Origin of the sequence: Streptomyces natalensis ATCC 27448 (assembly GCF_000935125.1) — a bacterium.
Taxonomy (GTDB): domain Bacteria; phylum Actinomycetota; class Actinomycetes; order Streptomycetales; family Streptomycetaceae; genus Streptomyces; species Streptomyces natalensis.
Window position 1 is genome coordinate 1 of record NZ_JRKI01000031.1, and the last position, 12,264, is coordinate 12,264.

Here is a 12,264-nt window from a genome sequence, read left to right on the forward strand (position 1 = left end):
CCCTTTCTGAGCTCAAGCCGCAGACTCACGGCCTCGAACACCGCCCCGAACGTGATCGCTCGGATGGGCATTCGCCGGTTACGGAAGCGGCCTTCGTCTGATCATGTGCTCCGACCAAGGTGCACCGATCAGAACGAAGGCCGTGAAGGTGAGTCTGCTGCCTGAAGCCGCTGTGGGGGAAGCGTTCGCGGAAGCGTCACGCTTCCGGGACGAGTTGTACGCGTGTCTGACCGTGCGGGGCGATGAGTTGTTCGAGCTGGCGGACGCGATGTTGTGTGCGCCGGGTGCGGTGCGCTCAGCGGTGGAGCTGACGCTCGTGCCCGAACACCGGCGTGGGCACGGCGCGATGTACGACGGCCTCAACCACGGCCGGATCGACACCGACCGGCTTCGGTCGGTGCTGGCCGGCCTTCCGCTGCCGCGGTTTGCGGACGGGCGGCTGGTGCTGGCGGTGGACGTCTCGCCGTGGCTGCGGTCGGATGCGCCATGTTCACCAGACCGGCTGTTCTGCCACGTCTACGGCCGCGCGAAGACAGCTTCGCAGTTCATCCCCGGATGGCCGTACTCGTTCGTCGCCGTGCTGGAGATGGGGCCACCTCCTGGACGCAGATCCTGGACGCGGTCCGGCTGGGCCCGACCGACGACGCCACCGCAGTCACCGCCACTCAGCTGCGTGATGTCGTCGAGCGGCTCATCACCGCGGGCCAGTCTACGTCGAGCGCGCGGTCGGTGATCAATGGGGAGGCCGCGACGAGATCTACTTCGCCGCCGCCTCCGGCGTCGGCGGCGGTGTCGGGCAGCCGTTCATCTCCGAGGAGTTCGGCGCCGTCGAGAAGGGCCAGACCCGCACCTTCTCCGACAGCTGCAAGGTGTTCCTGGACAAGAAGTGCTCCAGCGGCACGGTACTGACCAGCATCCAGGTCTGGGAGGCGGACCAGTCCAACTCCGCCTGGTACGACAAACTCCAGCTCGCCCTGGAAAGCACTGTTGAGATGGTCGACGAGTACATCGACAAAAACCCCATGAACAACCTGGTCCCGGTCCCCGACACGCTCGCCATCGGCTGGGAGATCGCCAAGCTGTTCATCGCGCTGATGGACACCCTGCGCAACCACGACGACCTGTCCTGCTCGCGCACCTTCCTCCTGACCCGCGAAGACATGACCGCCCTGCACGGCGGGCGCGAGCTGGAATGGAACTTCAACGGCGACGGTCACCACAAACTCAGCGTCCGCTACACCGGCGAGCGCCCCACCTACCCCACCGGCAGCGTCTACTGCACGTTCCGAGACCAGGACGGCTCTTTGGGGCAGGGCGGCGAGTGGAGCACACCGATGCCGCTCGGCGGGCAGGCGCAGAACGCACCCCGCGCGGCCGTCCACGACGACAAACTCCATGTCCTCTACGCGGGCGCGCAGGGACAGGGATCCGTGATCGCGGGATGGTACGACGGCACCGCGTGGCAGGCACCGACACGTGCTGGAGGCATGACGCCAGAGCCGGCGGGACTGGCCGTATGGAACCAGAAGCTGTGGAGCTACTGGTACCAGCCCGCGAATACCGCCATCTGGGGCACCCCGTGGGACAAGGACCACTGGGGATACGGCCCCAAGCAGTTGCTTGACCTGGAAACCAAATTCGGTCCCGGCCTGGCCGAACGCGACGGAAGGCTCTGGGTGGCCCGCAGTTCCCACCGGAACAGAACAGAAGGCAACGCCCTGGTCATCTGTGGCAGCACGCAAGAAGACGGCGCCCACTTCGGCAACGAAAAAGAGCTAGCGACGTCCTCCCACGCTTTCGGCGCCGTCTCGATGGCCTACGGCCTGGACCGCATGTGGGTAACGGCCCGCAAGGACCGACAGGTACGCACCTACTGGAGCGCCAGGGGGCAGAGCCCCGACACGGCGCAATGGCAGTCAGAGGCCGGCCCGCAGGCAGGAAGCAGCAACCCCGCCCTGTACTTCGACGGCCAGAACCTGTGGTGCGCGTACACCGACGCCGGCGGCAAGCCCCACCTCAGCCGGCGCATCAATGTAACCAGCACCTCCGCCGGCACCTGGAGCACCCCCGTCCCCATCGGAGACGGCACACATCCCACCGTCCTCGGCGCCCCCGGCATCGTCACCTACAAGGGACGCATGTACGCGTTCTACTACGCCTGAGCAGGCAACCGGCCCGGGCGAGGGCACCGCGCAGCCGCCGATCGGAGCTGGGCAACAGCAGCGTCCAGGTAGCGGGTGTTCCACAGCACGACGGCATTGAGAACGAGACCCAGACTGGCCAGCTGGTCTTCCTGACCCTCGCGGTACGCCTGTCGGATCTGACCCCGGCCGCCGTGGCAGATCGCGCGGGCCAGGCGATGGCGGGACTCCTGCACGGTCAGCTGCCGGTTCATCAGCCGCCGGTAAGTGTCGTCGACCGGATCGACCAGGGCAAGTAGGTGCATGGTCTTGTCGATCCGGCCGTACTCGGCGAACGCCGCCCCGAGCGGGATGGGGTGGCCCTCGCGGCCGAACATCCGCAGCAGGTCGTAGGCCCGGACCTGGTTCGTGATGAGCGACCCGGTGACCCGGAGCATGTCCGGCCAGTGCGTGGCGATCCGCTTGAGGCTGACCCTGTTGCAGGCGATGGCCTCCAGCAGCCCCGCCCGGCCGGGTGACTCAGCGCCGGGCGGCGCCGGGGGCGAGCAGGCTGGTGACCTCGGCGATCGCCTCCGGCGATGGCTTGAAGTACCGCCGGACGTTCTCCGGCTTCTTGTGCCGGGACTTCGCCATCAGCATCAGCAGGGACGCGCCCTGCTCACCGAGGTGCGAGAGGCCGGAATGCCGGTACTCGTGCAGGTCCCAGCCCGTTCCCGGGCCGTCGCCAGCCCGTACGGGTCCACTCACCCGCTCCCCGCACGCTGGTGGCCCCTTGGGCAGCCCGTTACCTCGCCGGTCGACCTGGTCCAGCTCGCCAGAACGAGCGAGCGTCTTGCGGTCTGCTCGGTGAGCTGGATGCGGACGGTCGTGCTGCCGTGGGTGCCGATCCACGACCGGTAGGCACGTTGGGCGGTGTGCGGGTCTGTCCAGTAGCCGGATGCCGCCGGGCCGTTGTCGTCTGCGGTGAACCGCAGCGTCACCCGGTACCGGCCCGGCTGGCTGTCACTCGTCACGCTCGTGCCCGTCGATGTCGACCTGTCCGGGCACATGCGTGTTTTCCTCCTCGTCCGTCGCCGGCTTCTTCTTGGTGCGGCGGGCCGTCGTCTTGTGTTCCGCGGCGTCCCGTTGCGCTCGGCGACCCCGGTGACGACACCGGCGCACACGGTTCTTCATTGGCCAGCCCCCACAATCGATCGTCTTCTGAAGATCGCCAGGCGAGCGCGCGTTCAAGGGGACCGTGCGGTTCCGCCAAGCCGCGGAACCTACACGAGTCGAGCCGACACCATCGTTGTCGACAAGCGGGTTGACTAGTGAACACAGGAGCGTCTGCATCGCGATGATCTGGCCGCGGGGCCGTAGCAGGGCGAGGGACTCGCGGCTGCGCAAGGCGACCCGCACAACGGCGGCCAGGCCGCTCTCGTACATCGCATCACGCAGCAGGGCGTACGGCCGCGTCACCGCCGGGTCTGTGCCCAGGTAGTAGGGCTTGTGCAGGAGCAGCGGGTCGATCCGGTCCGCGGAGATGAATGCGAGGACGTCGATGGTGCGGGGTGAGCTCGGCAGCGGCAGGTCGGCGAGGTCGTCTTCGGAGAGCACTACCACCCGGCCGTCGCCGGCGTCCCAGCCGCGGGCTACCTGTTCATAGGGGACTTCGACGCCCTCTCGCTCGCAGACGCGGCGCAGCCGGATCCGGCCGCCTCCGCACCGGGCGTGGACCTGGTGGAGCGGGAGGGAATGCGGGGCGGTCGCGGCGTGCACGGTCACAGGGATCGTCACCAGGCCCCAGGTGATCGACAGCCTTGCGATGGTCTGCACCATGATCCCATCGCACCGCCCACCCGGGCTGACCGCACCTCGAACCACCTACCGCCCGGCCCCACCAGCGGCCGACGGCGTGGCAGGGTGGGGCCATGTGCGGCAGATACGCCTCCACCCGCCGTCCGCAGGATCTGGTCGACCTGTTCGACGTCACGCGATGGGATCCCGACCAGGCGCTGGACCCGAGCTGGAATGTTGCCCCGACCGACGACGTGTGGTCGGTCCTGGAGCGCGTCGAGCGCGACACCGGCGAGATTACGCGGCAGCTGCGGCCGCTGCGCTGGGGCCTGGTGCCGTCGTGGGCGAAGAGCCTGAACGTCGGTGCGAAAATGATCAATGCCAGGGTGGAGACGGTCGCGGAGAAGCCGGCCTACCGCCGGGCCTTCGCCAAGCGCCGTTGCCTGCTGCCAGCGGACGGTTTCTACGAGTGGCAGGCCGTCGCGGCAACCGAGGCGACCAAGGCCCGCAAGCAGCCTTACTTCATCAGCCCCGAGGACGGGCAGGTCATGGCGCTTGCCGGGCTGTATGAGTTCTGGCGCGACCGGGTCGTTCCCGACGACGACCCGGGGGCGTGGTGGACGACCTGCACGATCATCACCACTGAGGCCACCGATGCAGTCGGCCGCGTCCACCCCCGTATGCCCCTGGCCGTCGCCCCTGACGACTGGAGCACCTGGCTCGACCCCGCCCACCAGGACGCCGACGAGCTCCGCGCCCTGCTGGCAGCCCCTGCCGCAGGTCACCTGGATGCCCGCGCGGTGTCCACCGCGGTCAACAACGTACGCAACAACGGCCCCCAACTCCTGGACGACGCCACCGACGGCCAGGCCACGTGGCGACGGTGGTGAGCAGGGCCCGAGTCGATATCTGAGGTTCCCGGAAGTCGTACGGCACGTACGAGATGTGGGACAGGAAGCGGGTCAGTCCTCGTACTCGTCTGTGTCTCGTGCCAGCCGCTCGTCAAGATCGCTCGCCCATTGCTGGGCCCAGCTTCTGAGTTCGGTGATGGCGTCCTGGGTGAGGCCGTAGGCGGCGAATTCCTCATCGTCGTACCACTCGGCGCCGACCAGTCGGTCGCGCAGGTCCTCGAGGCAGAAAGCGTCGCGTCCGTGGCGTTGACCGAGCCCTTCGAGTTCCGGAGGGGTGCGGTGTTCGGCGGCAGCATGGACGTCGATGAGGTCCCGGACGGCGCCGCGGTCGGCCAGGGCGCGGACCTTGGTGCCGATGACGTCGTCGAGTGACAAGACCGGGCCGTACTCGGTATCGCGCGGCGGCGACCAGAGGTTTTCCTTGAGGACGTCGACTTCGCATGCCGCACCATCGGCGTCGGTGGCCACGAGGCGGGCGGAGAGCGGGTCGGTGCTGATCACCGTGACGTGCCAGCCCCGCTGAGACAGGCCGTCTTCGAGGTTGCGGGCGATGTCGGCCATGGGTGCGGGGTTCTCGGTGGCGACGTCGAGGTCCTGGCTGAGGCGATCGACCAACCCGTGGGCTTGGACGGCGTAGCCGCCGGTGATGACCAGGGGGTACGGGCTGCCGATGGCGAGGACGTCGGCCAGGAGCCGGCGGTGGAGTGCGCTGAGATTCACGCGGCTGCGGACGCCCCGTCGGCCAGGGCCGGGAAGGCCGTTTCCCACACCTCGCGGATGTGCCGACTGATTAGCGTACGCAGCACCGGCCACAGCGAGACCAGCAGCCCTGCATCGAGCAGGGCGGTCAGGTCATCGTGCTGTCCCTCGGCCAGGACGGTGCGGTAGTAGCTCATGCGCTGGCGTGGCTGGTCCAGGTTGTAGGTGCGCAGGCCGGACCAGGCGACGTGCAGCGGCAGCTCGATACGGCCGTGAGTGGGGCCGGTGAGGTCGTCGAGAGAGGCCGGCAGGCGGCTGGCGTACCGCTGGCGCAGCACGTGGGCGGTGGACGGTGCGGCGGTGGGTGCGGACTGCGAGGCCATGGAGCGATTATCCCCTGCCGAGAATCAAACTGGGTACCGCCGGGCACCCGGCGGTACCCAGTTGGCAGTCGTGCCGGCCACGGCGGAGGGCACGCTTGTACACCTGTGTCTGCTTTGCGTATGGCCTGATGGTCGTGAGCGCGCATCGCCCAGCCCAGGGCGCTGGCAGTCACTGCAGGGTGGGCAGGTTCGTGGGCCTGCCTCGGTCAGCGACCCAGCTGACCGACCAGTCGGTATGTCGCTGGGCCGGGAGATGCGGCGCCAGACGCCCCTGCCCGATTTACGAACTCCGCTCTAGCGTCACGACTTACCGGCTGACTCCCTGATCACGAAGGTGGGCACGACCCTCGACCGGCCGCACCCAGCCGACGGCCCCAGCGACTTGCCGACCAGACCGGTGGGTCCGCACACCTAGGAGAACCGTGACCAGCACCCAGATTGCCGTCCTGCTACTCGGCCTGTCGATGGCCCTCAACATCGCCTTCATAGCCGGCCTCCTCGCTGCCAGCACCGGGTTCTCCACGGCCCGCGCCATCATGTACGGCGGCGGCGCCGCAGGCGCAACCCTCATCATCTTCTTCACCGCGCTCGCCGCCTACGGATAGAAAGGCCCTGCGGGGGGCGATGGGCGGGCCGTCGCCTGCCGCCAGACGCAAAAGGCTGCCTGGACCTGATTTAGATCGGGCAGCCTTCGTTGTGGAGCGGTCAGGTGGCCGGTGTGGGCCGCGGTACCGACGCGGGGCCGTCGGCCTGGAGCGCGGTGAAGTGCCGGCGGGTGACAGAGCCGGGGCCCAGGAGCAGACCGTCGGGTGTGAAGTGCGGCTCGCCCAGGTGCCGTTCGAGGGCGGGCAGGTAGTTCCAGCGCACGCTGGGGTGGGCCAGGACGCGGTTGCGGGGGTACAGGCGCAGGCAGCGGCCCGCCTCCACCCAGGCCGGGGAACCGGTGCGGGGCTCGGCGTCAAACCATGTGTGCTGAGCAGGATCATCCAGGCAAGCTGCGGCTACAGCAGCAGGCGCGGGACGAGCACGCCGCAGACCAGTCCGGACCAGCCGCCGGCCAGGTAGGCCGCGGCGGGCACGGCGGCGACGGCGGCCAGGCGGCCCGCGGCGGGGGAGTGGCGCAGGTTGGCGGCCAGTGCGGCTGCGGTGGCCTGTATGCCGCGGGCGGTGAGCGGGTGCACGAGGGGTCCGGCACACCCTTCTTACGGCGGGAAACCGATCGAACGTGTGGTTTGGGGGCGAGGTGCTGAGGCTGACTGCCTCGCCGGGCTCAGCGAGCCGCTGATGCGCCGCTGACCGCAACGGTCCCCGCTGGTGTGATGGCGGGACTGTTGGAGCAGAACATGGAGGATGCGCCATCGCCACCACGCAGTCCCCTGCCCTCAGCAGTCTCGACTCGACAGCACTCCGTGAGGCTGTTGATGCGGTCCTGACCCAGTTCCTGGACGAACAGCGCGATCATCCGCCCGACGCGGGGCTTGTGGCCGAGGCAGCCCAGCTGACCGAGGCGGTCAGGGGTTTTCTGGCGGCCGGGGGGAAAAGGCTGCGCCCGCTGTTGTGTGTCCTGGGTTGGGCGGCTGCAGGCGGCCGCGGCGATACCTCGCCGGTGTTCCGTGTGGCGGCCTCGCTGGAGATGTTCCACGCCTTCGCCCTCATCCACGACGACGTGATGGACCGCAGCGAGACCCGCCGCGGCCGGCCAACCCTGCAGCACACCCTGACTGCCGCCCACGCCCACGGCACGGCTGATGCGGAGGAGGTCGGCGCCAGTGCGGCGCTGCTGGTGGGTGATCTGGTCTTCGCCTGGTCCTGCCGGCTGCTGCACACTGCCGGGCTACGCGAGGACCGGCTGTCGGCCGTGCTGTCGCTGGTGGATGACATGCGGAGTGAGGTGATGTACGGGCAGTTCCTGGATCTGGTCGCCGGGGGCCGTTCGGGTGCGGATGTCGAGGCGGCGGTGCGGATCGCCCGGCACAAGACTGCCTCCTACACCATTGAATACCCCTTACGGATCGGGGCCGCCTTGGCCGATGCCCCAACCACCCTGCACCGGGTGCTCAGTGAGTTCGGTCGGCCGTTGGGGGAAGCGTTCCAGCTGCGAGATGACCTGCTGGGCGTCTTCGGCGATCCTGACTGCACTGGCAAACCCGTCGTCGATGATCTGCGCGCGGGCAAGCACACCGCGCTGCTTGCACTCGCCTTGCAACGCGCGGACCCCGGCCAGCGCGCAGCGCTCGATGCCGTGGTCGGCGATCCCAGCTTCACTGAGGACGACGCTTCCCGCGTGCGTGGCATCTTCGCCGCTACCGGTGCCCGAGACACCGTCGAGCAGATGATCAGCGACCGGTACGCACAAGCAGTGCGCGCCCTGGAGCGGGTGCCTTTCCCGCCCGCGGCGGCTGAGGCTATGCGCGGTCTGGCCGACGCCGTCGTCGCGAGAACTACGTGAATGGCTCCGATCACCAGGAGGTGCGATGCAATTGACGCAGCCCAACTTCACGCACACGGTCTTCCCGCCTGATCATCCATGGCGGAAGGGGGACACGATCCACATCACTCTCCCGCCGCTGTACATGCCATACCCGCCGTCCTCAGCGCCACTGGCCGCTGAGGCGGAGGAGAAGGCGATGGCTTGGGTGACCCGGCATGGGCTGTGTGCCTCAGAGGAGATGCGTAAGCACGCGGCGGATGCGTGCGTGGGGGACTTCGCCTCGCGCGTCTGCCTCGAGACCTCATGGAGCGAGCCCTTCCAGCTGATGGTGGACATGGTCCACTTGATGTTTCTGGTCGATGACTTCATCGACGGATCGGTCACGGTGGAAGGCTCCGGTCGCGATCTCGGCACCTTTGTGCGCGTCGGGCACGCTTTCCTCCACATCCTCAAAGACCCCGATTCCCGCGCGATACGGGAACTCGGCATTTTCGGACCCGCCGTCCGCGACATCGCACGGCGCGTGCACGAGCTGGGGAACCACCCCTACCTCTTGCGCTTCACCCGTGACGTCCGTGAGTGGTTCACCAGTTGCTTCTGGCAGAGTGCCGATCTCGCCGATGGCAGGCGTCTGGGCGATCTCAACAGCATCACCGAACGTGCCACGGACATCGCAGGCCACGGGGTGTTCACGCCGTTCTTCCCTTTCCTCACCCCGGGCCCGGTGTCGCTTGAGGTCCTGGACTCCCGGGACATGCGCGATCTCGTCGAGCTCATGGCCACCCTCTGCGAGGTCTACAACCACATGGTCTCGCTGGGGAAGGACCTGTGGCTCAGTGAGCAATACCCGCTGCACGCAGATGCCACCAGCCTCAGCACCGTCGCCCAGCTCGCACAGACCGACGGCATCCCGCTGGACGAGGCGCTCCGCAGGGCGGCTGACCTCACCAGCGCTCTGACCGGTCAATTCCACCGGCTCTACACCCAGATGAACGATGCTGCCGATCCCGCCACCGCCTACTACCTCCGCACAGTGGCCCAGACGATCAGGGGCAGCTTCGACTGGCACCTGACCACCCCCCGCTACACCAACCCCGACGGCAAACACCCTGGCGCCGTCACCATCACCGCCACCACGCAGGACACACCCCCCGCCGACCAAGGACCACCCGTGCCCGCGGCAGCCCGCTGGTGGCGCACCTGAGCCACCCGCCGTCCTCAGCACCCCTTCTGTCTCGGGAGCAGTTTGTGAGCACCTTGAACGGCATTCCCCACGCGCCTGGGGCCTGGCCGCTGCTGGGCCATGGGCCCGCCTTGTTCCGTGACCCGCTGGGATTTATTTCCTCCTCGCGCGCTCACGGCGATCTGGTGCAGATCCGTCTCGGGCCGCATCCGGTGGTGATGGTCTGTGACCCGGATATCACCCAGCAGGTCCTGCGGGATGACCGCACCTTCGACAAGGGAGGGCCGGCGATCGAGCGGGGCATGGAGCTGCTGGGGAACGGCTTGACGACATGCCCGCACAGCGAGCACCGACGCCAGCGGAGGCTGTGTCAGCCCTCATTCTGCCCCGAGAGGCTTTCCGACTACGCGGCGGTGATGTCGGCAGAGGCCGAAACGACTGCCACAAGTTGGTGTGACGGCCGCGTCATCGACGTCAACAGGGAGGTCACGGGACTGGCCGCTCAGGCGCTCGTGCAGACGATGTTCTCCACCGCCCTGCCATCCTCGACCCGGTACCGCACGACCAGTGACCTCGCGACTGTCCTCGAAGGCATCTTTTCGCGGATGGTGCTACCTCCACAGCTGACCCGGTTACCCACCCCGGGAAACCGGCGCTACGGCCAAGCCTGCAGCCGTATCCGGAGCACCATCCGCAACATCATCGCCGAGCGCCGCACCGCAGCAACCGACTCTCGTGATCTGCTGTCGACGCTGCTGGGCGCTGTGGACACCGACAGCCAGGGTGGCGACGGGGCGCTGACGGATGCGGAGGTGGTCGACCAGGTGGTCACCTTCTTCCTGGCCGGCACCGATACGACGGCAAACACGATCTCCTGGGCGCTGCACCTGCTCTCTCAGTACCCGCGCTTCCAAGAACGCCTGCACACGGAAGTGGACCACGTTCTGGCCGGATCACCGCCGGCGTACGCACACCTGGAGGACCTGGAGTTCACCAGACGTGTCATCACCGAAACTCTCAGGCTGTACCCGCCCGCATGGAGGGCCTGGGCTTGGGCGACCTGGCCGGGAAGGGTGCGGGCCAGGGTGTCGTAACGGGCGGGGCGGAAGTGCTGCCGAGATGCCTTCACCGCGGCGGCGACACCGGCCGCGACGTTGGGCGTACCCCACTCGGCTGAACCCGGTGCGGTTCGCCCTGGCTGGAGGCCGCCGCTGCGCCAGGGTGGGGCGTTATGAGTGTTGACATCCCCCGCCGCGTAGTGATCTTCCGCCACGCGATGGACGACTGGCTCGACGTAGATGATCACGAGCGTCCGCTCGCGGAACGCGGTCGCAAGGACGCGCCCGTCGCCGGTCGGTGGCTTGCGGGCGCGGGCATCGCCCCAGACCTGGCTCTGTGCTCGACGGCTGTACGCTGCCGCGAAACCTGGAAGCTGGCAGTGTCCGAGCTGCCGGAGCGGCCCAGGACGGTGTACGACGACCGCATCTACGAAGCGTCCGTGGGTGAACTGATCGCTGTCCTGAACGAGGTTTCCGACGAGGTCCAAGACCTGGGGCTCATCGGGCACAACCCAGGCATGCACGCTCTCGCTGATGCCCTCGCAGGCGAGGCGGAAGGCGACCTGCTGCCGCGAGTGAACCGCAGTGGCTTTCCCACCTCCGCAGTGGCCGTACTCACCTTCAACGGCTCCTGGCAGGCCGTTGAGCATGGCATCGGGCGGTTGGTCGCGTTCTGGGCCCCTCATGCCTAGTTGAGCGCCGCCTGCGGGCGTGCCAAGCCGCTGCCTCAGCAGCCGGGTGCCGGAGACGTTGCAACGGCACTCGGTAGCGGCTCGTTCATCGGCGCTGTCGAAACTCGGGTTCTGGCTCGCTTTCCGTGAAGTGATCACACGCTGTTCAGTGACGTCGGCCGCTGAGATGATCGCTGCTTACCCATAGCTGAGGAGCCGGGGCCCCAGATGAGAACCTGGTCGCCAGAGATAGATGAGGTGTTGGAGGCGTCGGGATGGACGCCTGGACGGAAGGTAGACACGGCTCGCTGGCGGTCCGTGTTCGAAGCGGTCGGCCTTGCCATGCACGACGCTGCGGAAGCCTTCCTGCAAGAGTTCGGTGGTTTGACTGTGAACGTCAGTGGGCCAGGGATCAGCTGTGCACGCACGCCGTTCGAGCTGGACCCCGAGCTGGCCTGGGGCGAGGATGACCGATTCACGGAGTGGGGCGAAGCGATCGGGCGCCATCTTTACCCGCTCGGCGAGCTGGACCACGGCCGGTTCTTCCTGGGCATCGATGAAGTGGGCGTGATCTATCTCGTCGAGACCTGGGTTGCCAGCTTCGGACCGATGCCTGGCTCTATCGACGTCACACGACAGCAGTTGTCGACGTCCTCGGAAGGCACCCACCGCACCCGGATCTCGATGTCGATGAGAACGGGAGGCACCCGCCGGCACTCGGCAACGGCGCGATGGCGGCCACCACCTGCGCCCGTAGCCAGCGCTTTTGTCCCGGGCTCCGGACGAGCGGCACACGTCGTCTTGCCGGTCGGCACCGAGCTGCTGTCCGAAGCCGTCGATATTCGACGCGGGCAGCGCCTCCCGAACTGCCAGAGAAACGCTGCTCTTCGTCATCGACAGAGCCAGATGCCTCACGCCATGGAGAACTTGGTTCTCGGAGTTGCTCCTCGCCGAATCGATGAGAGGTACGAGCCAGTGGGACAGCCGTCCTGACGCCTCGGTCACCTGTAG

Annotated in this window: 15 protein-coding genes and 3 pseudogenes; 9 read left to right on the plus strand and 9 right to left on the minus strand. The window is 67.8% G+C overall.

Features of this window, described 5'->3' with window-relative positions:
• Positions 1–103: 103 nt before the first annotated feature.
• A pseudogene (locus SNA_RS40275) lies at positions 104–714 on the plus strand (transposase); the annotation flags it as partial.
• Between the two features lie 43 nt (positions 715–757).
• Here the strand turns inward: SNA_RS40275 and SNA_RS44790 are convergent.
• Entirely contained in the window at positions 758–883 is a 126-nt protein-coding gene (locus tag SNA_RS44790) for a hypothetical protein (protein ID WP_275042029.1), read from the minus strand.
• Between SNA_RS44790 and SNA_RS23690 the strand changes: the two genes are divergently transcribed.
• Positions 870–2,162, plus strand: a complete 1,293-nt coding sequence (locus SNA_RS23690; RefSeq protein WP_044366734.1) for a hypothetical protein — start codon at positions 870–872, stop codon at positions 2,160–2,162. The genes SNA_RS44790 and SNA_RS23690 overlap by 14 nt on opposite strands.
• 20 nt (positions 2,163–2,182) lie before the next feature.
• Here the strand turns inward: SNA_RS23690 and SNA_RS23695 are convergent.
• The 4 genes and pseudogenes from SNA_RS23695 to ku all read right to left on the minus strand — a co-directional run.
• Positions 2,183–2,671: pseudogene (locus tag SNA_RS23695) on the minus strand (Tn3 family transposase); the annotation flags it as partial.
• Positions 2,661–2,861 (minus strand): annotated as a pseudogene (locus SNA_RS23700) (site-specific integrase); the annotation flags it as partial. The pseudogenes SNA_RS23695 and SNA_RS23700, both read right to left, overlap by 11 nt.
• A 23-nt stretch (positions 2,862–2,884) precedes the next feature.
• Positions 2,885–3,154, minus strand: coding sequence for a hypothetical protein (locus SNA_RS23705; protein WP_051877052.1), 270 nt, complete (start codon positions 3,152–3,154; stop codon positions 2,885–2,887).
• A complete protein-coding gene (gene ku, locus SNA_RS38480; RefSeq protein WP_051877051.1) occupies positions 3,144–3,959 on the minus strand; it encodes a non-homologous end joining protein Ku in 816 nt (271 codons plus the stop codon). The genes SNA_RS23705 and ku overlap by 11 nt, the downstream gene beginning before the upstream one ends.
• Before the next feature lie 92 nt (positions 3,960–4,051).
• On the opposite strand from ku, the gene SNA_RS23715 reads away from it, so the two are divergent.
• Positions 4,052–4,807 carry an SOS response-associated peptidase gene (locus SNA_RS23715; protein WP_030063240.1) on the plus strand — a complete coding sequence of 252 codons (756 nt, stop codon included), beginning with the start codon at positions 4,052–4,054 and terminating at the stop codon, positions 4,805–4,807.
• A 72-nt stretch (positions 4,808–4,879) separates the two neighbouring features.
• On the opposite strand, the gene SNA_RS23720 is transcribed toward SNA_RS23715, so the two are convergent.
• Entirely contained in the window at positions 4,880–5,548 is a 669-nt protein-coding gene (locus SNA_RS23720; protein ID WP_030063239.1) for a nucleotidyl transferase AbiEii/AbiGii toxin family protein, read from the minus strand.
• Entirely contained in the window at positions 5,545–5,910 is a 366-nt protein-coding gene (locus tag SNA_RS23725; protein WP_030063238.1) for a hypothetical protein, read from the minus strand. The genes SNA_RS23720 and SNA_RS23725 overlap by 4 nt, the downstream gene beginning before the upstream one ends.
• 422 nt (positions 5,911–6,332) lie before the next feature.
• Here SNA_RS23725 and SNA_RS23730 point away from each other — a divergent pair, with 422 nt between their 5' ends.
• The gene (locus tag SNA_RS23730; RefSeq protein WP_030063237.1) at positions 6,333–6,515 is read left to right on the plus strand and encodes a hypothetical protein; all 183 of its coding nucleotides are present in this window, start codon (positions 6,333–6,335) and stop codon (positions 6,513–6,515) included.
• 100 nt (positions 6,516–6,615) lie between these two features.
• Here SNA_RS23730 and SNA_RS43355 read toward each other — a convergent pair whose 3' ends face one another.
• Together SNA_RS43355 and SNA_RS43360 are read right to left on the minus strand one after the other, a co-directional pair.
• Positions 6,616–6,837, minus strand: coding sequence for a hypothetical protein (locus SNA_RS43355; protein WP_030063236.1), 222 nt, complete (start codon positions 6,835–6,837; stop codon positions 6,616–6,618).
• Between the two features lie 74 nt (positions 6,838–6,911).
• Complete coding sequence (locus SNA_RS43360; protein ID WP_030063235.1) at positions 6,912–7,091, minus strand: hypothetical protein; 180 nt, start codon at positions 7,089–7,091, stop codon at positions 6,912–6,914.
• 299 nt (positions 7,092–7,390) lie between these two features.
• Between SNA_RS43360 and SNA_RS23740 the strand changes: the two genes are divergently transcribed.
• The 5 genes from SNA_RS23740 (at position 7,391) to SNA_RS38495 (ending at position 12,246) form a co-directional block, all read left to right on the plus strand.
• On the plus strand, positions 7,391–8,359 hold the full coding sequence (locus tag SNA_RS23740) for a polyprenyl synthetase family protein (protein WP_241779802.1): 969 nt from the start codon (positions 7,391–7,393) through the stop codon (positions 8,357–8,359).
• Between the two features lie 220 nt (positions 8,360–8,579).
• Complete coding sequence (locus SNA_RS41555) at positions 8,580–9,545, plus strand: terpene synthase family protein (RefSeq protein ID WP_044366737.1); 966 nt, start codon at positions 8,580–8,582, stop codon at positions 9,543–9,545.
• A gap of 44 nt (positions 9,546–9,589) precedes the next feature.
• Positions 9,590–10,618 carry a cytochrome P450 gene (locus tag SNA_RS23750; protein WP_157880053.1) on the plus strand — a complete coding sequence of 343 codons (1,029 nt, stop codon included), beginning with the start codon at positions 9,590–9,592 and terminating at the stop codon, positions 10,616–10,618.
• A 137-nt stretch (positions 10,619–10,755) separates the two neighbouring features.
• On the plus strand, positions 10,756–11,274 hold the full coding sequence (locus tag SNA_RS23755; protein WP_030063231.1) for a SixA phosphatase family protein: 519 nt from the start codon (positions 10,756–10,758) through the stop codon (positions 11,272–11,274).
• Between the two features lie 207 nt (positions 11,275–11,481).
• Positions 11,482–12,246, plus strand: a complete 765-nt coding sequence (locus SNA_RS38495) for an SUKH-3 domain-containing protein (RefSeq protein WP_078970137.1) — start codon at positions 11,482–11,484, stop codon at positions 12,244–12,246.
• Positions 12,247–12,264: the final 18 nt, after the last annotated feature.

What these genes read in the sequence shown, in the direction of transcription:
- SNA_RS41555 (WP_044366737.1), top strand. Translation starts at nt 8,580, where the DNA reads ATGCGTAAGCACGCGGCGGATGCGTGCGTGGGGGACTTCGCCTCGCGC.
- SNA_RS23715 (WP_030063240.1), top strand. Translation starts at nt 4,052, where the DNA reads ATGTGCGGCAGATACGCCTCCACCCGCCGTCCGCAGGATCTGGTCGAC.
- SNA_RS23725 (WP_030063238.1), bottom strand. Translation starts at nt 5,910, where the DNA reads ATGGCCTCGCAGTCCGCACCCACCGCCGCACCGTCCACCGCCCACGTG.
- SNA_RS38495 (WP_078970137.1), top strand. Translation starts at nt 11,482, where the DNA reads ATGAGAACCTGGTCGCCAGAGATAGATGAGGTGTTGGAGGCGTCGGGA.
- SNA_RS23755 (WP_030063231.1), top strand. Translation starts at nt 10,756, where the DNA reads ATGAGTGTTGACATCCCCCGCCGCGTAGTGATCTTCCGCCACGCGATG.
- ku (WP_051877051.1), bottom strand. Translation starts at nt 3,959, where the DNA reads ATGGTGCAGACCATCGCAAGGCTGTCGATCACCTGGGGCCTGGTGACG.